Below are 19757 nucleotides of genomic sequence, written 5' to 3'. Positions count from 1 at the left end.
GAGGATGCACCGGGACCCCGGCCCGGCGGGGCCGGCCGGGTTCGGGTCACCGTCCTCCGGGAGCCCGATCGTCGGAGCGCGGGCCGTTCATGCGGATCGCGCGCTCGGGTCCGGTCCGCCGGTGCCACCCGACGACGGCCGCGGCTCCCCAGCCGGCCACGGAGACCCAGTTGACGTCGCCCCAGCGCCCCAGCGCCCCTGCGCCACGGCGAACGCGACGGAGCCCGCGATCACGGCACCCCAGACGACCACCAGGACGACGAGCCACGGTGCGGGCGCTGCCCGCCGGCCGGCGGCCTCCACCCTCTGGGCGGCCAGGTCGACGACGGCGGCCCGCAGGCGGTCGTCGGACACCTCCCGGCCCCAGGTCGCGGCGCGGTCCACCAGCGCGTACTCGGCCGGCGCCAGCCCGTGGCGGGCGATCAGCTCCCGGGAGACGTGCGGCTCGAGCGGGGCGGACTGCCGTGACCAGAACCGGCGGCGGGCCACCCACCAGGCCAGCAGCGGGACGCCGACGAGGAGCAGCACCGCGACCCCGATGGCGACGACCACGCCGTGGTGGTGGCCGGAGCCGCGGCGGGTGAAACCCCAGGTGGGGGGGCGGTCCAGCGGGTCGGCGTCCCGGCGCCGGCGAGGACGGCCGGCCGGAGCCGGGCACCGGTCGGAGGTCCCCCGCCCGCCGGACCCCCGGCGCTCCGGCTCCGGGGAGTCCCCGTGCGGCGGGCGGCGCACTACCGTCGGGGCATGGTGGTCGCGGTGGCCGAGCTGCTGCTCCTGCTGCTGCTCGCCGGCCTGCTGCTCTACGCACTCGGCGTGTGGTCGACCCGCCCGGCGCTGCGGACCGGGGCGGGTCCTGCCCGGCTGCCCGCCCGCGCGCGGGCGGAGGTCGCCGCGGCGGTCGCGCAGGCCCGCTGGACGGCAGCCCACGACGAGGTCGACGGGGAGACGCGGGTCCTGCTGCGCCGCTCCTACACCGGCCTCGACGGGTTGCCGGTGGTGCTCGAGGAGCGGGTGTTCGACACCTTCCCGGCCGCTGACCCCGCGTGGGAGGCCCGCTTCACCGAGGCGATGTCCCGCGCGCGGTTCCGCTGCGCCTACCTCAACGCCGAGGAGTCGCCGGGGGAGCGGGGCTAGGCGACGGCGCGCAGGGTCGGCGTCCGGGCCGCCGCGCGCTCGGCCGTCTGCTCCACCAGGCGCACGATGGTCGCCGGCCGGTCGGACTGCGGTGCGTGGCCGGCCATCAGCAGGGGGGTGAAGCGGGAGCCGGGGACGAACGGCAGGTAGCGCACCGTCTGGCCGGAGGCGACCCAGTCGGCCACGCCCTGCACGAGCGTGACCGGGCAGTCGATGCGGTCCACCCCGCGGGGGACGTCGAGCAGCAGCGCCCAGAGGACGGTGCGCCAGAAGTCGCGTGACTCGCCGAAACCCTCACGTGCACCGATCGCCTCCTCCGGCGAGGTGCTCCACGGGCGCGCCTTCAGCGGGGCCAGGAGCGCGGCCCGCCCGACCGCCGATCGCGACACGGTGGCGATCAGCGGCTCGACCGTCCGCATCACGACCCTGGCCATCCCCATGCCGACGCCCTGGACGACCCGCTCCTGCGGGACGTTGAGGCCGGACGGCGCGATGGCCACCACCGACCGCGCCCGGCCCCGGACGGCGAGCTCGAGGGCGACGCGCGCGCCCAGCGAGTTCCCGAGCACGTGCACCCGCCCGACACCTTCCGCGTCGAGGGTGCGCTCGACGGCGTCGGTGATGGCGGCGACGGTGGGGCGCTGCTCGAGGGACGGCGACCCCCCGATGCCGGGCAGGTCGACGTTGAGCACGTCGAAGCGCTCGCGCAGCGCGGGGAGGACGGCGGTGAAGTCACGGCGGGAGCTGCCCATGCCGTGCAGCAGGAGGAGGGGCTCGCCGGCGCCCGTGCGGGTCCGGGACAGCGGGGGAGTCACCCTTCCGTGGTACCCGGCGCAGGCGCGGGTCGGAGCGTGAGTCCTGTCACGCCCCGGCCGTGGGGTGCGGGGTGCACCCCACGGCCGAGGGGTCAGCGACCGGCGCCGACCGGGTCGGCCGACCGGGTGCCGGCCCGCGAGAGCCCCATCGACAGGGCGACGGCCACGACGATCCCGATCACCGGGGGGATGCCGATGCCGAGCTCGCCGCTGAGCCAGGCGAGGAACGCCGCCACCGCGTAGGCGAGCAGGTTGGGCCACCGCACCGCGGGCGGGGTGCTGCCGGCGGGGATGCCCCGCCGCCGCCAGCGGGCGAGGAAGTCCCCGATGATGACGCCGCCCAGCGGGGGGATGAACGTGCCGAGCAGCCCCAGGTACTCGACCAGGTGGTTCTGCACCCCCGTGAGCGCCAGCACGGTGCCGATCACCGCGCCGCCGATCACGAACGGGCCCTTGCTCGGGCGGTCGAACAGCTCCGCGCCGGCCACCCCGAAGGCGTAGGCGGTGTCGGCGTTGCTCTTCCACAGGTTGCCGAACAGCAGCACCAGGCCCCAGCCGACCAGGCCCAGCTGGTACAGGACGAGGACGAAGTCGCCCTCCCCGAACGTCAGCGCCCCGATCGCGCCGAAGAACACCATCAGCCCGTTGCCGACGAGGAAGCCGATGACGCAGGCCCACACCGCGTGCGAGCCGCGGCGGGCGAACCGGGTCCAGTTGGGCGCCTGGGTGCCGGCGGACACGAACGTGCCGACGACGGTGGTGATCGCCACGGCCACCGCCATGGACGCCGTCGGCTGCACGCCGGTGAGCCCCTCGAGACCGCCGACCTCCTGCACCGACCTCCAGACCACCCAGAACGCCAGGACCAGGATCAGCGGCGTGGACACCAGCGACACCCAGTACATGCCGCGGTAGCCCCAGTAGGCGGTGGCGCACATCAGCGCGCTCGTGACCACCATGACCGCGGCCCGGGCACCGTAGGAGCGCCAGTCCAGCGCCTCGGCGGTCAGGTCGCCGATGGTGCCGACGACGACGCCGTACCAGCCGATCTGCGTGCCGCCCAGCAGGATCGAGGCCAGCTTGGCCCCGCGCGTGCCCAACGTGTAGCGGGACATCACCACGGTGGTGAGGCCGGTCCGCGCGCCCACCCAGCCCATGACGGCCACGTAGGTGCCGAGGATCAGCGAGCCGGCGAGGATGACCAGGACCAGCTCGCCGAAGCCGAACGCCGGCCCCAGCGTCGCCCCGGCCAGCATCGTCGGGGTGAAGACGGTGAACCCGAGCAGCACCACCGCGATCGAGAAGAACGACTTGCGGGCGTGCGCGGGGACCGGCGTGACCGGGTAGTCCGGGTCGACGACGTCGGCCTCGACCGGGGTCGCGGCCGCCCGGTCCGGCGCGGTCACGACTCCTCCCCGATGTCCTCGAGCCACAACTCCGGCCGCTCGGCGAGCATCCGCTCCATGAGCGCGATGCAGTCCGGGTCGTCCAGGACGTCGACCTGGACCCCGTGCGACCGGAGCAACTCCTCCGAGGCCTGGAAGTTGCGGTTCTCGCCGATGACGACGCGCGGGATGTCGTAGAGCAGCGCGGTCCCGGCGCACATGAAGCAGGGGGAGAGCGTCGTGTAGAGGACGCTGCGCCGGTAGACCGCCGCCGGCAGCCGGCCGGCCCGCTCGATGCAGTCGGTCTCCCCGTGCCGGATGGCGCTGCCCATCTGCACGCGCCGGTTGCGGCCGACGGCCAGCACGCGGTCGCCGTCCACCAGCGCCGCGCCGATCGGGACCCCGCCCTCCTCCCAGCCGATCCGGGCCTGCTCGACGGCGAGGCCGAGGAAGAACCGGTCGCGTTCGGCGGGGGAGAGGTCGGGCGGGACGGTGGGCAGGTCCGCTGTGGTCACGGGTCCTCCTGGCGAGGGCGGGGGGGCGGGGACGGGAGGTCAGCGAACTCGGGGGCGACGGTGCGCGACAAGGGGCGCTGTGTCCGGTCTCGTCGTCCCGCGGCTTGACGTGGTGTCCCCTGCTGCCCACGCTGCATCCCCGTGCTGCCCACCGTCTCGGAGGTCCTCCAGCTGCCGGCGGTCCGCGCCGCCGACCCCGTGGTGCTGGCGGGGGACCCGGACGCCGCCGTCGTCCGCTGGGTGCACTCCTCCGAGGTGTACGAGATGGGCGGCCTGCTGGCCGGGGGCGAGCTGCTGCTGACCACCGGCCTGGGCCTCCACGGCCGGTCGGCGCAGCAGGTCGTGGACTACGTCGAGCGGCTGGCCGACGCGGGGTGCGCGGCGCTGGCGCTGGAGGTGGGGCGCACCTTCTCCGTCGTCCCGCCGGAGCTGGTCGACACCGCGCGGCGGCGGGACGTCGTCCTGCTCGCGCTGCGCGAGGTCGTGCCGTTCGTGCGGATGGTCGAGGACTTCGCCGACCTGCTGCTGCGCCGGAAGCTGTCCTGGCGGCACGCCGGCGAGCCGGTCTGGCAGGAGCTGCTCGGGCTGGTGGTCTCCGGGCAGGGGCTGGCCGGGCTGCTCGACGCGGTGGCGCGGCTGGCCGACTGCCCCGCCGAGCTGGTCGACGTCGACGGCCGGGTGGTGGAGCGCAGCCGCCTCCCGGGGCAGGCGCACCCGACCGACCGGACGATCGCGGAGGTCCGAGGCCCGCACGGCCCGGTGGGTCGACTGGTGCTGCTGGGCCGGCGGACCGCGCGCCGGACGGGGGTGGCCGACCGGGCGGCGGTGGCGGTCGCGCTGGAGCTCGGCCGCCACCCGGACGTCGGCTCCCGCCCCTCGCTGGCGCAGGCGGTGGTCACCGACCTCGTCGCCGGCGTCCTGGTCTCGGAGGGGAGCTGCGGACCCGCCTGGCCGCCGCCGGCTGGGTGCCGGCACCGGGCGTGCCGGTCCTCGTGGCCGCAGTCGAGTTCGACCGCCGGACCCCGGCCAGCGAGGCCGTGCCCGCGGTGCGGCAGGCCGCCGAGGAGGTCCTCGGGCAGTGCCTGGTGGGCGCCGCGGGCAGCGCCGTGCTCGTGCTCGCCCGCGGCCGGCCGCGGCCGGAGCTCCGGCGGCAGCGGGAGGCGGTCGCCGGCCTGCGGGACCGGCTGTGCGCGGGGCCGCTGGCCGCGGCGATCCGCACCGTCGGCGTGGCGGACGCGGTCGGGGCGCTCGCCGACGTCCCGGCGGCCGTGGCCCAGGCGCGGGAGGTTGTGGCGCTCAGCCGCCGGATCGGCAGCCGGGAGCCCGTCGTGCTGGCCCGGGACGTCGCCATCCACCGGTTGCTGGCCGCCGGCACCTCTGCTGCCGAGGTGGGTCGCTTCGTCGCCGGCCAGCTCGGGCCGCTGGTCGACCACGACGCCGCGCACGGCACCGAGCTGCTGCGCACGCTCGACGCGCACCTGGCCACGGGGCTGAGCAAGACGCGGACCGCGGAGCTGCTCGGCATCCGCCGGCAGTCGCTCTACGCGCGGCTCGACCGCATCGAGCAGCTGCTCGGAGCTCCCGTGGACGACCCCGCCCAGCACGTGGGGCTGGGCGTGGCTCTGGCCGCCTGGCGGCTGCGGACCGGGCTGGACCCGCAGGCGGTGCCCGGGCACACCCGCGGCTGAGGCCCTCGCCGGTCCCCTGGCGTCGGGCCGCAGGGAGCGACGGCAGGATGGAGGGCATGGGACAGGTCGTCGCCACCGCCGAGCACGTGGTCCGGGCACCGGCCGAGCGGGTGCTCCCCGCCCTCGCCGACTACACCGAGACCCGCCGCCGCATCCTCCCCGAGCAGTTCAGCGACTACCGCGTCGAGGCCGGTGGCCAGGGCGCGGGCACCCGCGTGGCCTGGCGGTTCGCCGCCACCTCCAAGCGGGTGCGCGACCAGCTGGTGGAGGTCAGCCAGCCCGACGCCACGACGCTGGTCGAGCGCGACACCCGCTCGTCGATGGTGACGACGTGGACGGTGCACCCGGCCGACGCGGGGCTCAGCACCGTGCGGGTGCGCACCACCTGGAACGGAGCCGGCGGCATCGGCGGCTTCTTCGAGCGCACGTTCGCCCCGAAGGGGTTGCGCCGGGTGTACGAGGACCTGCTGGGGCGGCTGGACCGGGAGCTGTCGGCGTCCTGAGCCGGCGGCGCGAACCGGCATTCGAGGGGACGATGGCCCGGTGACCGCAGTGCCCGCCGCCGTCGAGCCGCCCGCCGTGGACCCGGCTGGCCTCGACGCGCTCGCCCGCCTCGTGGGGGACGGCGACGTCGTCGTCCTCTCCGGGGCGGGGCTGTCCACCGACTCCGGCATCCCCGACTACCGCGGCGCCTCGGGGGCGCTGCGCCGGCACACGCCGATGACCTACCAGACGTTCCTGCGCGACCCCCGCGGCCGGCACCGCTACTGGGCGCGCAGCTTCGTCGGCTGGCGGCAGATCCGGGCGGCGCGGCCCAACGCCGGGCACCGGGCGGTCGCCGACCTGCAGGACGCCGGGCTGGTCGGCGGGGTCATCACGCAGAACGTGGACGGGTTGCACCAGGCGGCCGGCGCACGGGACGTCGTCGAGCTGCACGGCGGCCTGGACCGCACGATCTGCCTGGCCTGCGGCGACGTCGCCGACCGCGCCGAGCTGGACCGGCGGCTGCGGGTGGTCAACCCGCACTTCGGTCCGCACGTGGACGAGGTCAACCCCGACGGCGACGCCGAGCTGCCCGACGAGCTCCTCGACGGCTTCGTCATGGTCGACTGCCTGGCCTGCGGCGGCGGGCCGCTCAAGCCCGACGTCGTCTTCTTCGGTGAGACCGTCCCGAGGGACCGGGTGGACGCCTGCTTCGCGATGGTCGAGGAGGCCGGCGCGCTGCTCGTGCTCGGCTCCTCGCTGACGGTCATGAGCGGCTACCGGTTCGTGCTGCGCGCCGAGAAGCTCGGCATCCCGGTCGGCCTGGTCAACCTCGGCGCCACCCGCGGGGACGCGAAGGTCGACGTCCGCGTCGACGCGCCGCTGGGGACGGTGCTGCCCGACCTGGTCCGGCGCCTGGCCGCGTGACCCACGAGACGAGGGACCTCCCTGCCCCCCAGCACTCGCCGGCCCGCGCCGTCCCCCTGCAGGGAGGCCGCCCGGCGGGTGAGGACGACGGCCGGTGGCTCGTGGTCGACGGACGGCGGTGGCGTCGCGCCGACCCCGCGCTCCCCGAGGACGTGCGGGCGCGGCTGCTGCACCACCTGGGGGTGGCGCGGGCCGCCGTCCGGACCGCCGGGTCGGCCGGGGACGACGCGGCCGTGGCCGCCGCCCGCGCCCGGGTCCGGCTGGCGAAGACCGGGCTGGGCGAGCGGGGCACCGCGTGGTGGGAGCAGGACGACGCCGAGCGCCGCGAGCGCTGGACCGCGGCGCTGACCGCGCTCGAGTCGTCGGGCGGTTGACCCCGCGCCGGCTCGGGAAGGAGGAGCCGCGATGCAGACCTTCCTGCCCGTCGCCGACTTCGAGGAGAGCGCCCGGCTCCTGGACTCCCCCCGCCTCGGCAAGCAGCGGGTCGAGACCCTGCAGGTGCTGCGGGCGCTGGAGCTGCCCGACTACGGCTGGGTCTCCCACCCCGTCGTCCGGATGTGGCGGGGGCGCACCCCGGCGCTGGTGGCCTACGGGCTGGCGATGGTCCGGGTGTGGCGCGAGCGGGGCTTCGCCGACAGCACGCACACGCTGATCGCCGAGTTCGCTCCCGACGTCGTGGGCGTGCCCCAGGAGGAGCTGGCCCGCGCCGGGCTGCTGCCCTCCTGGGTGGGCGACGAGGCGCTGCACCTGTCGCACCGGTCCAACCTGATGGCCAAGGAACCCGACTTCTACCGGGCGCGGTTCACCGAGCGCTTCGGGCCCGAACCCGACGACCTGCCCTACGTCTGGCCGGAGCCCGACGACGTCCCGCCCGCGCCGCCGCCCGAGGGCGTGACGGTGTGGGTGGTGCGACCGCGCGCGCACAACGAGCTCGGGGCGTGCCTGGCCGCCGGCGTCGTGGGGCTGGGCACGCAGTCGGGCATCGACGTCGACGCGACCGGCATGGGTCCGGCGGAACTGCGGGCCCTGTCCAAGGAGATCTCCGGCCGGCGCCCGGCCAAGGACCTCCGCCAGCTGTCGACCTTCCTCGACGAGGTGCGCCCCGGAGACCGGGTCGGCCTGCCCATCGAGCACGGCGCCGGGCTGCTGCTGGGCGAAGTGGTGGGGGAGTACCTCTTCGAGGGCCGGGAGCTCCTGCCGCACCGCCGTCCGGCCCGGTGGGACCGCGTGGTGCCGCGGTCGGCGGCGCGCCCGCCCGCGACGCTGCAGGACCCGCGCGCGCTGTTCTCCGTCGTGCTCGACCCGGCGCACGTGCCCGGCAACTGAGCGGCGCGCAGCCCGCGCGCTGTGCCAGGGTGCCGACGTGGCCAGACCCGCCGTGCTCACGAGCCAGTCCGCCGACTTCCCGCGCTGGTACCAGGACGTCGTGGCCAAGGCCGAGCTCGCCGAGAACGGCCCGGTCCGCGGGACGATGGTGATCCGGCCCCACGGGTACGCGATCTGGGAGCGGCTGCAGCGCGAGGTCGACGACCGGATCAAGGCCGCCGGCGCCCGCAACGCCTACTTCCCGCTGTTGATCCCCGAGCCGTACCTGCGCCGCGAGGCCGAGCACGTCGAGGGCTTCAGCCCCGAGCTGGCGGTGGTCACGCACGCCGGCGGCAAGGAGCTGGAGGTCCCCGCGGTCGTGCGCCCGACCAGCGAGACGGTCATCGGCGAGTACATGGGCAGGTGGGTGCAGAGCCACCGCGACCTGCCGCTGCTGCTCAACCAGTGGGCCAACGTCGTCCGGTGGGAGCTGCGGCCCCGGCTCTTCCTGCGCACGACGGAGTTCCTCTGGCAGGAGGGGCACACCGCGCACGCCACCGAGGCCGACGCCGCCGCCTACGCCCGGCGGATCCTGCGCGAGGTCTACGCCGACGTCATGACCGAGGTCCTGGCGATCCCGGTCCTGCCGGGGCGCAAGACCCGCAGGGAGCGCTTCGCCGGCGCGGTCAACACGCTGACCTGCGAGGCGATGATGCGCGACGGCAAGGCCCTGCAGATGGGCACCAGCCACGAGCTGGGGCAGAACTTCTCCCGCGCCTTCGACATCGGCTTCCTCGGTGCCGACGGCGAGCGGCGGCTGGCCTGGACGACGTCGTGGGGGTCCTCCACCCGCATGGTCGGCGGGCTGGTCATGAGCCACGGCGACGACGCGGGGCTGCGGCTGCCGCCCCGGCTGGCACCGGTGCAGGCGGTGGTGATCGTGGCCCGCGCGGGCGAGGGCGTGGAGCAGGCCGCCCGGACGGTGGCCGACGAGCTGCGGGCCCGGGGGGTGCGGGTCGAGCTGGACGACCGGGTCGACGTCCCCTTCGGCCGCCGCGCCGTCGACTGGGAGCTCAAGGGCGTCCCGCTGCGCGTCGACCTCGGGCCCCGGGACCTGGCCGACGGCCGGGTGACCGTCGTCCGCCGGGTCCCCGGCGAGACCGCGCCGCTGGAGCTGGGCGCGGTGGCCGAGCAGGCCGGGCGCGCGCTCGCCGACGACCAGGAGCGGTTGCTCGCCGAGGCCCGCACCCGGCTGGCCGAGCGCACGGCGGACGTGGACACGGCCGACCAGGCCCTGGCCGCCGCCCGCGACGGGTGGGCCCGGGTCCCCTGGGCGCGGCTGGGCACCGCGGGGGAGGCACGCCTGGCCGAGCACGGCGTCACCGTGCGCTGCCTGGTCAGGCCGGACGGCGGCCTGCCGGACAGCGACGACGAGCCGGGCGCCCTGGCCGTCGTCGGCCGCGCCTACTGAGGCCCGCCCGGCAGGGGCACGTTCTGCAGCCGCACCTGGCCGCGGGCCACCGGCTTGCCGTCGTCGCTGCGGGTCAGGGTGACCAGCCACAGCTGCAGCGTGCGGCCCTGCTGGATCGGCTCGGCCAGGACCTCGACCCGCCCGGTGGTCACCGGCCGGAGGAAGTCGGTGCTGTTGTTGACGCCGACCGCGAACTGGCCGCGGTCGACCACCGCCGCGCTCGCGCCGATGCTCGCGGCCGACTCGACGACGGTGCAGTAGACCCCGCCGTGCACCACGCCCCACGGCGTGTGCTGGTCCGGACCCAGGTCGACGTGCCCGGCCACCCGGGTGCCGCTGGCCTCGGTGACCTGGAACCCCGAGGCGGCGACGAACCGGCTGGCCGCGCTGAGGTCGACCGGTGGCAGGGCGCTCCCGGCGCTCACGCGTCCCACACCAGGCAGAAGGGGTGACCCACCGGGTCGGCGTAGACGCGGAAGTCGCCGCCACCCCCGGGCAGTCGCCGGGCACCGAGGGCCAGCACCTGCGGCTCCGCCTCGTCGACGTCGGCGACCCGGACGTCGAGGTGGAACTGCTGGGGCCGGCCGGGGTCCGGCCAGTCCGGTGGCTGCAGGTCCGGGGCCTGCTGGAAGGCCAGTCGGTGGCCCTGGCCGGTCACGACGACCCAGTCGTCGCCGGGCTCGCCCTTGCTGACCTCCATCCCGAGCAGCTCGGCGTAGAACGTGGCGAGGGCGTGCGCGTCGGGTGCGTCGATGACGACGGAGTGCAACTGGCCGATCATGGCCCCATCCTGCGGGTCCGCACCGGGCGCTGACCAGCGCGGTCCGGGCCGGATGCCGCAGCGTTCCGGCCATCGGGGCAGGATCGGGACGTGGCTGCGACTCCCTCGACCGCTCCCCAGCTCGGCTCCCTGACCTGGGTCCCCGCCGCCGACCGGCCCGAGCTGCTGGCCCCACCGGTGGCCGCGGCGCTCGGGGACCTCCCCGGGCGGGCCTGGGTGGCCGAGATCGACGACGACCTCGCCGACACCACCGAGTTCACCGAGGCCTACGGGGTGCCCCTGGCGGCGTCGGCCAACTGCGTGGTGGTGGCCGCCCGCCGGGCGGGCCAGACGACGATGGCCGCCTGCGTGGTGCCGGCGAGCACCCGCGCCGACGTCAACGGGCTGGTGCGCCGGCACCTGGGGGCTCGCAAGGCGTCGTTCGCGCCGCAGGACGTCGCCGTCGCCGAGAGCGGGATGGCCTATGGCGGGATCACCCCGATCGGGCTGCCGCCGTCCTGGCCGGTGCTGGTCGACGCCGTGGTGGCCGCCGCGGACCTCGTCGTGGTCGGGTCGGGCACCCGCGGCAGCAAGCTGGCCGTCCCCGGGGCGGCGCTGGCCGCGATGCCCGCGGTGGAGGTCCTCGAGGGGCTGGGCCGGGAGCCGGCCGAGCCCCCGCAGTCGGTGCCGGCCGCCGTCGCCGAGCGGGCACCCGACGACCGCGACGTCGGCTGGGGCGAGCGGCCCGACGACCGCACCGCCGACGACCGCCGCTACCTCGAGGACCGGCCCCCGCACTGGGGCAGCGACTGAAGACTCACAGCCGGCCGGGCAGCGACGTCGTCCCCGGGCCGGACGGGTCTCCGCCGGGACCGGCGCCCTGCTGGGCCCGCAGCAGGTCGCGGATCTCGATGAGGAGTTCGACCTGCGTCGGCTCGGCCGGGCCGGGCTCCTCGCCGCGCTTGCGCCGCTCGATGAGCGTCTTCATCGGCAGCACGACGAGGAAGTAGACGACCGCGGCGGTGATCGCGAAGGTGATGACCGCGTTGACGAACGCGGCCCAGTCGAAGACCTGGCCGTCGACGGTGAACGTCCCGCCCTCGATGCCCCCGCCGCCGAACAGTGCGATGAGCGGCTCCAGGAACGACGCGGTGAACTGGCTGACGACCGCGGTGAACGCCGCCCCGATGACGACCGCGACCGCGAGGTCGACGACGTTGCCGCGGAGCAGGAAGTCCTTGAAGCCCTTGATCATGGCGGTATCCACCCACACCGGGGCGCGCCCGTCCACGCGCCACTCAGGGCGGCGGCGGGAGGCTCAGGGTGAGTGTCGCGGTGGTGGCCGCGGCGGCCAGGTGCGCGGCGGTGGTGTCGTCCACGGCGAGCAGGAGCAGGCCGTCGTCCGCGTCGTCCGGCCCCGGCGCGGCCAGCACGAGCGCGCCGGCGGCGACCACCTCGGCCCGCTCGGCGCCGGCCGGGGTCGCCAGGACGTCGACCCGGTCGCCGGCCCGGACCAGCCCGCTGACCGCCAGGTCGGCCGGCCGTACCGGCGCGGCCACCTGTCCCTCGGCCAGTTGCGCGGTCAGGCCGGCACCGACCAGGGCGGCGTCGGTGAGCGGCTCCCCGGCGCGCGTGCTCCCGGCGAGCGTGCCGCCGACCAGCGCTCCGGGGTCAGCGCTCGCCCCGGTGGGGCGCAGGGCGTCCGGATAGCGGGCCACGGCCAGGTCGTCGGCGGTCAGCACCGACCCCGGGGGCAGGTCGGTCGCGGCCACGACCACCGGCACGGTGGTCGGGGCGCGCGCGGCCGCCGGGGCGGGGGCCGGCCGCAGGGCCAGCACGAGGGCCGCGGCGGCGAGCAGCCCGGCGAGAGCTCGCCGGGCCGAGTGCACCGGCGAGCGGGGACGACGGAGTCGGACCATGGGCCCACGCTCGCCGGTCGGTCACGACCGCGGGGCGGCTACCGCCGGGTTGTGGAGGGAGCGGGGTCCTGTGGACCCGCTCGGCTCAGCCGGCGGCGGCCTTGCTCGACGAGGAGCTCGACGTCGAGGAGCTGCCGCTCGACGACGACGAGGAGGACGACGAGGAGGACGAGGAGGACGAGCTGCCGCTCGCGGCCGGGGCCGTCTCCTTCTTGTCGGCGCTCGTCGACTCGCCCGAGGTGGAGCTCGACCGGCTGTCGGTCCGGTAGAAGCCCGAGCCCTTGAAGACCACGCCCACCGAGCCGTAGACCTTGCGCACGGTGGTGCCGCACGTCGGGCACTCGCTCACCGGCGCGTCGGTGAAGGACTGCACGACCTCGAACTCGTGCTTGCCCTGGGGGTTGGTGCAGGCGTACTGGTACGTGGGCACGGCGGGAGCTCTCCTCGTCGGACGGGCCGGGCTGGCACTCTCACCCGGCGACTGCCAATGATGCGCGCTGTCGCGCCCGGCGTCCACGTGCCGCCGGTGAGTGTCCCCCCGGTGCGCGCGGAGAGGTCGACGCGGACTGCCGCGGGCAGCTCACCGCGGTGCTGCCCGACCCCTCGGACACCGCCGTCCAGCCGCGGGGCTCAGGCCTGCCAGCCGAGCACCTCGTCGCCCACCACCAGCACCAGCACGAGCACTCCCGCGGCCAGGACCGGCACGCCCGGGGTCCACCACGACCGGCGCAGTGCCAGCCGGACCAGCCACACCGCCAGGAGCCCCCAGAGGAGCCACAGCGGCAGCAGGGCGGGGACCGGGACCACCAGTCCGCTGACCAGGTAGAAGTACCCGACCCCCAGGTGCCCGGCCCCCGCGAGCACCGCGAGGAGCAGGGCCGCGGTCCCGGCCGCGGAACGCGTCGGCATGGGCGGGTCGAGACGGTCAGCGACCGACGTAGGCCGCGAGGTGCTCGCCGGTGAGGGTCGAGCGGGCGGCGACGAGGTCGGCCGGGGTGCCCTCGAAGACGACCCGTCCGCCGTCGTGGCCGGCGCCCGGGCCGAGGTCGATGACCCAGTCGGCGTGCGCCATCACCGCCTGGTGGTGCTCGATGACGATGACCGACTTGCCGGAGTCGACCAGCCGGTCGAGCAGGCCGAGCAGGTTGTCGACGTCGGCCAGGTGCAGCCCGGTGGTCGGCTCGTCGAGGACGTAGACGCCGCCCTTCTCGGCCATGCGGGTGGCCAGCTTGAGCCGCTGCCGCTCGCCCCCGGACAGCGTGGTGAGCGGTTGGCCGATGGCCAGGTAGCCGAGCCCGACGTCGGCGAGCCGGTCGAGGATGGCGTGCGCGGCCGGGGTGCGTGCCTCGCCGGCGCCGAAGAACTCCTCGGCCTCGGTCACCGACATGCCGAGCACCTCGGCGATGTCGCGGCCGCCCAGCGTGTACTCCAGCACCGACGCCTGGAACCGCCTGCCCTCGCACTCCTCGCAGGTCGACTCGACGGTGGCCATGACGCCCAGCTCGGTGTAGATGACGCCGGCGCCGTTGCAGGTCGGGCAGGCGCCCTCGGAGTTGGAGCTGAACAGCGCCGGCTTCACGCCGTTGGCCTTGGCGAACGCCTTGCGGATCGGGTCGAGCAGCCCGGTGTAGGTCGCCGGGTTGCTCCGTCGCGACCCGCGGATCGCCCCCTGGTCGACGACCACCACGCCGTCCCGGTCGGCGACCGAGCCGTGGATGAGCGAGCTCTTCCCGGAGCCGGCCACGCCGGTGACCACGCAGAGGACACCGAGCGGGATGTCCACGTCGACGCCGCGGAGGTTGTGGGTGTCGGCGCCGCGCACCTCGAGCGCCCCCGACGGCGTCCGGACCGAGGACTTCAGGGCCGCCCGGTCGTCCAGGTGCCGCCCGGTGAGCGTGCCGCTGGCGCGCAGCCCCTCGACGGTGCCCTGGAAGACCACCTCGCCGCCGGCGGTGCCGGCGCCCGGGCCGAGGTCGACGACGTGGTCGGCGATCGCGATCGTCTCCGGCTTGTGCTCGACGACCAGCACGGTGTTGCCCTTGTCCCGCAGCTGCAGCAGCAGGTCGTTCATCCGCTGGATGTCGTGGGGGTGCAGCCCGATCGTCGGCTCGTCGAACACGTAGGTGACGTCGGTGAGCGACGAGCCCAGGTGGCGGATCATCTTGGTCCGCTGCGCCTCTCCTCCGGAGAGGGTGCCGGCGGGCCGGTCGAGCGAGAGGTAGCCCAGACCGATCCGCGCGAACGAGTCGAGGAGGTGCTGCAGCCCGGTGAGCAGCGGGGCCACCGACGGCTCGTCGAGGTCCCGGATCCAGTCGGCCAGGTCGCTGATCTGCATGGCGCAGACGTCGGCGATGCTCCTGCCCCGGATCTTCGACGACCGGGCCTCCGGGGCCAGCCGGGTGCCGTCGCACTCGGGGCAGGTGGTGAAGGTGATCGCCCGCTCGACGAAGGCCCGGACGTGCGGCTGCATCCCGTCGACGTCCTTGGACAGCATCGACTTCTGGATCTTGGGGATCACGCCCTCGTAGGTGAGGTTGACCCCCTCCACCTTGATCTTCGTCGGCTCCCCGTAGAGGAGCGTGTGCAGCTCCTTCTTGCTGAAGTTCGCGATCGGCTTGTCCATGGGCAGCCCGGCGCCGCTGAAGATGCGGCCGTACCACCCGTCCATGCTGTAGCCGGGGACCGTCAGCGCGCCCTCGCTCAGCGACTTGCTGTCGTCGTACAGCGCGGTCAGGTCGAAGTCGGTGACCGCGCCCATGCCCTCGCAGCGCGGGCACATGCCGCCGAGCCGGGTGAAGGTCGCCTTCTCGGCCTTGGTCTTGGCCCCGCGCTCGACGGTGATCGCACCGCTGGCCCGCACCGTGGGGATGTTGAACGAGAACGCGTTCGGCGGGCCGATGTGCGGCTGCCCGAGCCGGCTGAAGAGGATGCGCAGCATCGCGTTGGCGTCGGTGGCGGTGCCGACGGTGGAGCGCGGGTTGGCGCCCATCCGCTCCTGGTCGACGATGATCGCCGTCGTCAGGCCCTCGAGCAGGTCGACCTCCGGCCGGGACAGCGACGGCATGAAGCCCTGCACGAAGGCGCTGTAGGTCTCGTTGATCATCCGCTGGGACTCCGCGGCGATCGTGTCGAAGACCAGCGAGCTCTTGCCCGACCCGGAGACGCCGGTGAACACCGTCAGCCGGCGCTTCGGGAGCTCGACGTCGACGTCCTTGAGGTTGTTCTCCCGCGCGCCGTGCACGCGGATCAGGTCGTGACTGTCGGCGACGTGCCGCGCGGGCGACTGCGTGTCCGTGCTCATGGGGTCTCCATCCGTCGGGCAGGGCCTGCGGGGTCCGTCGTCGGCGACGCCGGGCCCGGTCGGAGCAGCGTCGGGTGGTGCGTCCGGTCCCGGGTCGCCGGCGCGGTCGGGGACCGGAGCGTTGTCTACCGGATCAGGGGGACGGCCGGGAGGCGCGCCGCCCGTCCGGATGACGCCGGGCGGGCGTCGCACCCGGCGGGGGAGTCCGGCCGGATCCGGAGTCGGCCGACGGGTCAGGGCCGCTCCTGGATGCGGACGGTGTTGCCCGCGGGGTCGCGGAAGGCGCAGTCGCGGATCCCGTACGGCTGGTCGGCCGGTTCCTGCAGGACCTCGGCGCCGCTGGCCCGCACCCGGCCGAACGTGCCGTCGAGGTCCTCGGTGGCCAGGACGACGGAGGCGTAGGTGCCCTTGGCCATCATCCCGGCGACCACCCGCCGCTCGTCCTCGGTGATGCCGGGGTCGGCGGTCGGCGGGTGCAGGACGACCGACGTGTCCGGCTGGTCGGCCGGACCGATGGTGAACAGCGCATCCCGCCGTGGCCGACGTCGTTGCGGACCTCGAACCCCAGGGTGTCGCGGTAGGAGGCCAGCGAGGCGTCGGGGTCGGCGTGCGGGAGGACGGTGTGGTGGATGGTGACGTCCATGGCGGTCACGCTAGGGACGACGCGCTGACCGGGGCTTCTCGATTCGTGACCGGTCCGGGGCCCGCCTCGACGCCGCCGGCCCGGGAGGCGTCCCCGACGACCCGGCCCGCGGGCCCAACGTCCCCGCGCCGCCGCGCGTCCGGCCCGCTGGCCTGCTGCGGCGCGCCAGTACGGTTCCGTCCGTGGTCCAGCGGTGGCTCGACGAGCAGCAGCAGCAGACGTGGCGTGCCTGGCTGACCGTGGCCGAGCTGCTCCCGCGGGTGCTCGACGCCCAGCTGCAGCGCGACGCCGGCCTCACCCACGCCGCCTACGTCGTCCTCGCGATGCTGTCCGAGGCGCCCGGGCGCAGCCGCCGCATGAGCGACCTGGCCCGGCGGGCCAACCAGTCGCAGAGCCGGCTGTCGCACACCGTGGCCCGGCTGGAGGAGCGCGGCTGGGTGCGCCGGGAGCGCTCGCCCGAGGACGGCCGCGGCAACGTCGCCGTCCTCACCGACGAGGGGTGGGACGTCGTCCGCGCGGTCGCGCCGGGCCACGTGAACGCCGTCCGGGCCGCGCTGTTCGACCCGCTCACCGACGAGCAGGTCGCGGCGCTGGGCGAGGCGCTGCAGGCCGTCGTCGACCGGCTCGACCCCGACCACAGCATGCGTGTCGAGCACGGCGCGGACGTCTAGCGGGGAAGCGACCGACGGCATCCGGCGTTGGCGCCGGTGATGACCGAGCCGCTGCCGCTGTCCGTCCTCGAGCTGGCCACCGTCGGGTCGGGGCAGTCCACCGCCGACGCGCTGGCCGCCACCACCCGCGTGGCGCGGGCCGCCGACCGGCTGGGGTACGTCCGGCTGTGGGTCGCCGAGCACCACAACATGCCGGCGGTGGCGAGCACCAGCCCGCCGGTGCTCATGGCCCACCTGGCTGCGGTGACGGAACGGATCCGGGTCGGCTCCGGCGGCGTGATGCTGCCCAACCACGCGCCGCTGGTCGTCGCCGAGCAGTTCGCGCTGCTGGAGGCGCTGCACCCCGGCCGGATCGACCTCGGCATCGGCCGGGCACCGGGCACCGACCAGCAGACGGCGATCGCCCTGCGCCGTGACCCCGCCGCGCTCTCGGCCGACGACTTCCCGCAGCACCTGGTCGACCTGCTGGGCCTGTTCGGCGACCCGCGCGTGGAGGGCGGCCTCGCCGAGCGGTTCCGGGCCACCCCGGCGGCGTCGTCCGTGCCGCAGGTCGTGCTGCTGGGCTCCAGCGGGTTCTCCGCGCAGCTGGCCGGCCAGCTCGGGCTGCCCTTCGCCTTCGCCCACCACTTCGGCAGCCCGCACACGCTGACCGCCGTCGGCCTCTACCGGGACACCTTCCGCCCCTCGCCGGCCCTCCAGCAGCCGTACACGATCGTGACGGCGAACGTGCTCGCCGCCGACACCGAGCGGGAGGCCCGCCGGCTGGCCCTGCCCGGGCAGCTGATGCGGCTGTCGATCCGCCTGGGCCGACTGCGCCCGGTGCCCACCATCGAGGAGGCCGAGGTCGACCCGGAGCGGGCCGCGGCCGAGGCCATGCCGAGCAACGCGATCGTCGGGGACGTCGACTCGGCGGTGCGGCAGCTGCGGCAGCTGGCCGCCGACACCGGAGCCGACGAGCTCATGCTCTCGGCGTCCACCCACGGCATCGAGGAGCGGGTGCGCAGCCTCGAGCTGGTGGCGCGGGCGTGGGGGCTGACCGCGCGGGAGTCCGCCGCCTGAACGGGCGGGAGCGCGCCGCCTGACGGCACTCCGGCGACCACCCGGCGGCTCAGGAGCCCGCTCGGATCGTGGCCGGGGCCTCAGCGGCCGAGGTGCCGGTAGCGGTGCAGCCGGCTGCGGAACCGCTCGCCGTCGTCGCGTCCGAGCAGGTCGGCCAGCTCCTCGCCGAGCACCCGGCCCAGCCGCTGGCAGAACTCCACCGGCTCGTCGGCGGCGTCGGGCCGCTCGGGCACCACCCGGTCGACGATCCCGGCCCGCCACAGGTCGGTGGCGCGCACGCCCTGCGAGGCGGCCATCTCGCCGGCGCGGTCGACCGTGCGGTGCACGATCGCCGAGGCGCCCTCGGGCGGCAGCGGACCCAGCCAGCCGTTGGCGGCGGCCAGCACCCGGTCGGCCGGCACCAGCGCCAGCGCCCCGCCGCCGGTGCCCTGGCCGAGCAGCACGGCCAGCGTCGGGGCCTTGAGCATGACCAGGTCCTGCAGGCAGCGGGCGATCTCGGCGGCCAGCCCGCCCTCCTCGGCGTCCTTCGACAGCGCGGCGCCGGGGGTGTCGATCAGCGTGAGCAGCGGCAGCCGCAGCTCGGCGGCCAGCCGCATGCCGCGGCGGGCCTCCCGCAGCGCGGCCGGCCCGAGCGGCGCCGAGAGCGACTGGCCGCGCCGGTCCTGGCCGAGGACGACGCACGGCGCGCCGCCGAAGCGGGCCAGGGCCAGCAGCAGGCCGGGGTCCTTCTCCCCGGCGCCGGTGCCCGAGAGGCCGACGATGTCGGTGGCCGCCGTCCGCAGCAGCCGGCGCACGCCGGGCCGGTCCGGCCGCCGGGACGCGGTGACGACCTCCCACGCGCTGCGGTGGTCTGCACCGTCCACCCCGCCCAGCCCGGCATCCGTGCCGTCCTCGGGCCGCGGCCGCTCGGCGTCACGGACGTCGTGGTGCCAGGTCTGCCGCGCGGCCAGCACCCGCAGCGCCCGGTCGGCGAGGTCGGCGATCTCCTCGTGCGGGACGACGGCGTCGATCAGCCCGTGCGCGGCCAGGTTCTCGGCGGTCTGCACGCCCTCGGGGAAGGGCTCGCCGTAGAGGGCCTGGTAGACCCGGGCGCCGAGGAACCCGATCGAGGCGCCGGGCTCGGCGATGGTCACGTGGCCCAGCGACCCCCATGAGGCCAGGACGCCGCCGAAGGTGGGGTGCCGCAGGTAGACCAGGTACGGCAGCCCGGCCTCCTTGTGCCGGGCGATCGCCGCGGTGATCCCGATCATCTGCAGGAAGGCGACGGTGCCCTCCTGCATGCGGGTGCCCCCGGAGACGGGGGCGGCAAGCAGCGGCAGCCCCTCCTCGGTCGCCCGCTCCACGGCGGCGATCAGCCGTTCGGCGGCGGCGACGCCGATGGAGCCGGCCAGGAAGCCGAACTCACCGGCGAGCACGGCGACCCGCCGGCCACGCAGCCGTCCCTCCCCGGTGATGACCGCCTCGTCCTGGCGGGACTCCTCCGCCGCCCGCGCCAGCTCGTCGGCGTAGGACTCGGGGACCTCGCCGATCTCGATCGGGGCGTCCCAGCTCTTCCACGAGCCGGGGTCGAGGACGAGGTCCCGCAGTGCCCGCGCGTCCGGCGGGCGGGTCATGCCGCCTCCTCGCCGGCGCTCGTCGGGGACGTGCCCCAGCGAGCTGTGCCCATGGGTGGGCTCGCGAG

Annotated in this window: 22 protein-coding genes and 2 pseudogenes; 11 read left to right on the top strand and 13 right to left on the bottom strand. The window is 75.7% G+C overall.

What is annotated here, in order from left to right:
- Positions 1-87: 87 nt before the first annotated feature.
- Positions 88-552, bottom strand: coding sequence for a hypothetical protein (locus tag ACI79C_RS13105; protein ID WP_456946095.1), 465 nt, complete (start codon positions 550-552; stop codon positions 88-90).
- Positions 553-744: 192 nt separating this feature from the next.
- Here ACI79C_RS13105 and ACI79C_RS13100 point away from each other — a divergent pair, with 192 nt between their 5' ends.
- Positions 745-1134: a hypothetical protein gene (locus tag ACI79C_RS13100; RefSeq protein ID WP_456946094.1), complete on the top strand. Its 390-nt coding sequence runs from the start codon at positions 745-747 to the stop codon at positions 1132-1134.
- On the opposite strand, the gene ACI79C_RS13095 is transcribed toward ACI79C_RS13100, so the two are convergent.
- From ACI79C_RS13095 to ACI79C_RS13085, 3 genes are all read right to left on the bottom strand, one after another.
- Entirely contained in the window at positions 1131-1949 is an 819-nt protein-coding gene (locus tag ACI79C_RS13095) for an alpha/beta fold hydrolase (RefSeq protein ID WP_456946093.1), read from the bottom strand. The genes ACI79C_RS13100 and ACI79C_RS13095 overlap by 4 nt on opposite strands.
- 92 nt (positions 1950-2041) lie before the next feature.
- Positions 2042-3355: a cytosine permease gene (gene codB / locus ACI79C_RS13090; protein WP_456946092.1), complete on the bottom strand. Its 1314-nt coding sequence runs from the start codon at positions 3353-3355 to the stop codon at positions 2042-2044.
- Entirely contained in the window at positions 3352-3849 is a 498-nt protein-coding gene (locus ACI79C_RS13085) for a nucleoside deaminase (protein WP_456946091.1), read from the bottom strand. The genes codB and ACI79C_RS13085 overlap by 4 nt, the downstream gene beginning before the upstream one ends.
- A 141-nt stretch (positions 3850-3990) precedes the next feature.
- On the opposite strand from ACI79C_RS13085, the pseudogene ACI79C_RS13080 reads away from it, so the two are divergent.
- From ACI79C_RS13080 to proS, 7 genes and pseudogenes are all read left to right on the top strand, one after another.
- Positions 3991-4356 (top strand): annotated as a pseudogene (locus tag ACI79C_RS13080) (PucR family transcriptional regulator ligand-binding domain-containing protein); the annotation flags it as partial.
- Between the two features lie 485 nt (positions 4357-4841).
- Entirely contained in the window at positions 4842-5537 is a 696-nt protein-coding gene (locus ACI79C_RS13075) for a PucR family transcriptional regulator (RefSeq protein WP_456946090.1), read from the top strand.
- Positions 5538-5593: 56 nt separating this feature from the next.
- The gene (locus ACI79C_RS13070) at positions 5594-6040 is read left to right on the top strand and encodes an SRPBCC family protein (RefSeq protein WP_456946089.1); all 447 of its coding nucleotides are present in this window, start codon (positions 5594-5596) and stop codon (positions 6038-6040) included.
- 40 nt (positions 6041-6080) lie between these two features.
- The gene (locus tag ACI79C_RS13065; protein ID WP_456946088.1) at positions 6081-6947 is read left to right on the top strand and encodes an NAD-dependent protein deacetylase; all 867 of its coding nucleotides are present in this window, start codon (positions 6081-6083) and stop codon (positions 6945-6947) included.
- Positions 6944-7321 carry a biopolymer transporter Tol gene (locus ACI79C_RS13060; protein WP_456946087.1) on the top strand — a complete coding sequence of 126 codons (378 nt, stop codon included), beginning with the start codon at positions 6944-6946 and terminating at the stop codon, positions 7319-7321. Before ACI79C_RS13065 ends, ACI79C_RS13060 begins: the two co-directional genes overlap by 4 nt.
- A gap of 31 nt (positions 7322-7352) precedes the next feature.
- Positions 7353-8273 carry an MSMEG_6728 family protein gene (locus ACI79C_RS13055; RefSeq protein WP_456946086.1) on the top strand — a complete coding sequence of 307 codons (921 nt, stop codon included), beginning with the start codon at positions 7353-7355 and terminating at the stop codon, positions 8271-8273.
- Positions 8274-8310: 37 nt separating this feature from the next.
- Positions 8311-9723, top strand: a complete 1413-nt coding sequence (gene proS / locus ACI79C_RS13050; RefSeq protein WP_456946085.1) for a proline--tRNA ligase — start codon at positions 8311-8313, stop codon at positions 9721-9723.
- Here the strand turns inward: proS and ACI79C_RS13045 are convergent.
- Positions 9717-10148: a PaaI family thioesterase gene (locus tag ACI79C_RS13045; RefSeq protein ID WP_456946084.1), complete on the bottom strand. Its 432-nt coding sequence runs from the start codon at positions 10146-10148 to the stop codon at positions 9717-9719. The two genes, proS and ACI79C_RS13045, sit on opposite strands and share 7 nt — an antisense overlap.
- Positions 10145-10504 carry a VOC family protein gene (locus tag ACI79C_RS13040; protein WP_456946083.1) on the bottom strand — a complete coding sequence of 120 codons (360 nt, stop codon included), beginning with the start codon at positions 10502-10504 and terminating at the stop codon, positions 10145-10147. The genes ACI79C_RS13045 and ACI79C_RS13040 overlap by 4 nt, the downstream gene beginning before the upstream one ends.
- A gap of 90 nt (positions 10505-10594) precedes the next feature.
- Between ACI79C_RS13040 and ACI79C_RS13035 the strand changes: the two genes are divergently transcribed.
- Entirely contained in the window at positions 10595-11296 is a 702-nt protein-coding gene (locus ACI79C_RS13035) for a YbaK/EbsC family protein (RefSeq protein WP_456946082.1), read from the top strand.
- 4 nt (positions 11297-11300) lie between these two features.
- On the opposite strand, the gene mscL is transcribed toward ACI79C_RS13035, so the two are convergent.
- The 6 genes and pseudogenes from mscL to ACI79C_RS13005 all read right to left on the bottom strand — a co-directional run bounded on the left by mscL (position 11301) and on the right by ACI79C_RS13005 (position 16346).
- Positions 11301-11738 (bottom strand): large conductance mechanosensitive channel protein MscL, encoded by a 438-nt coding sequence (gene mscL, locus ACI79C_RS13030; protein ID WP_456946081.1) that lies wholly within the window; start codon positions 11736-11738, stop codon positions 11301-11303.
- 43 nt (positions 11739-11781) lie between these two features.
- On the bottom strand, positions 11782-12402 hold the full coding sequence (cpaB, locus tag ACI79C_RS13025) for a Flp pilus assembly protein CpaB (protein WP_456946080.1): 621 nt from the start codon (positions 12400-12402) through the stop codon (positions 11782-11784).
- A gap of 85 nt (positions 12403-12487) precedes the next feature.
- Entirely contained in the window at positions 12488-12832 is a 345-nt protein-coding gene (locus ACI79C_RS13020) for an FmdB family zinc ribbon protein (protein ID WP_456946079.1), read from the bottom strand.
- A gap of 200 nt (positions 12833-13032) precedes the next feature.
- Positions 13033-13311 carry a hypothetical protein gene (locus tag ACI79C_RS13015; RefSeq protein ID WP_456946078.1) on the bottom strand — a complete coding sequence of 93 codons (279 nt, stop codon included), beginning with the start codon at positions 13309-13311 and terminating at the stop codon, positions 13033-13035.
- A 16-nt stretch (positions 13312-13327) separates the two neighbouring features.
- Positions 13328-15703, bottom strand: coding sequence for an ATP-binding cassette domain-containing protein (locus tag ACI79C_RS13010; RefSeq protein WP_456946077.1), 2376 nt, complete (start codon positions 15701-15703; stop codon positions 13328-13330).
- Positions 15704-15936: 233 nt separating this feature from the next.
- Positions 15937-16346: pseudogene (locus ACI79C_RS13005) on the bottom strand (VOC family protein).
- Between the two features lie 182 nt (positions 16347-16528).
- Between ACI79C_RS13005 and ACI79C_RS13000 the strand changes: the two are divergent.
- The gene (locus ACI79C_RS13000) at positions 16529-17017 is read left to right on the top strand and encodes a MarR family winged helix-turn-helix transcriptional regulator (RefSeq protein WP_456946076.1); all 489 of its coding nucleotides are present in this window, start codon (positions 16529-16531) and stop codon (positions 17015-17017) included.
- A 39-nt stretch (positions 17018-17056) separates the two neighbouring features.
- Positions 17057-18076, top strand: a complete 1020-nt coding sequence (locus ACI79C_RS12995) for an LLM class flavin-dependent oxidoreductase (protein WP_456946075.1) — start codon at positions 17057-17059, stop codon at positions 18074-18076.
- Between the two features lie 80 nt (positions 18077-18156).
- On the opposite strand, the gene ACI79C_RS12990 is transcribed toward ACI79C_RS12995, so the two are convergent.
- Entirely contained in the window at positions 18157-19689 is a 1533-nt protein-coding gene (locus ACI79C_RS12990) for a carboxyl transferase domain-containing protein (RefSeq protein ID WP_456946074.1), read from the bottom strand.
- Positions 19690-19757: the final 68 nt, after the last annotated feature.

Source organism: Geodermatophilus sp. SYSU D00697, from assembly GCF_054050175.1.
The sequence above is the reverse complement of the archived record's forward strand: the minus strand, read 5'-3'. Positions and strand labels throughout refer to the sequence as shown.

Bases quoted from the DNA above. Each gene is read 5' to 3' on its own strand.
- ACI79C_RS13070 (WP_456946089.1), top strand. From the start codon at position 5,594: ATGGGACAGGTCGTCGCCACCGCCGAGCACGTGGTCCGGGCACCGGCC.
- ACI79C_RS12995 (WP_456946075.1), top strand. From the start codon at position 17,057: ATGACCGAGCCGCTGCCGCTGTCCGTCCTCGAGCTGGCCACCGTCGGG.
- ACI79C_RS13100 (WP_456946094.1), top strand. From the start codon at position 745: ATGGTGGTCGCGGTGGCCGAGCTGCTGCTCCTGCTGCTGCTCGCCGGC.
- ACI79C_RS12990 (WP_456946074.1), bottom strand. From the start codon at position 19,689: ATGACCCGCCCGCCGGACGCGCGGGCACTGCGGGACCTCGTCCTCGAC.
- ACI79C_RS13010 (WP_456946077.1), bottom strand. From the start codon at position 15,703: ATGAGCACGGACACGCAGTCGCCCGCGCGGCACGTCGCCGACAGTCAC.
- ACI79C_RS13015 (WP_456946078.1), bottom strand. From the start codon at position 13,311: ATGCCGACGCGTTCCGCGGCCGGGACCGCGGCCCTGCTCCTCGCGGTG.
- ACI79C_RS13055 (WP_456946086.1), top strand. From the start codon at position 7,353: ATGCAGACCTTCCTGCCCGTCGCCGACTTCGAGGAGAGCGCCCGGCTC.
- ACI79C_RS13040 (WP_456946083.1), bottom strand. From the start codon at position 10,504: ATGATCGGCCAGTTGCACTCCGTCGTCATCGACGCACCCGACGCGCAC.
- cpaB (WP_456946080.1), bottom strand. From the start codon at position 12,402: ATGGTCCGACTCCGTCGTCCCCGCTCGCCGGTGCACTCGGCCCGGCGA.
- mscL (WP_456946081.1), bottom strand. From the start codon at position 11,738: ATGATCAAGGGCTTCAAGGACTTCCTGCTCCGCGGCAACGTCGTCGAC.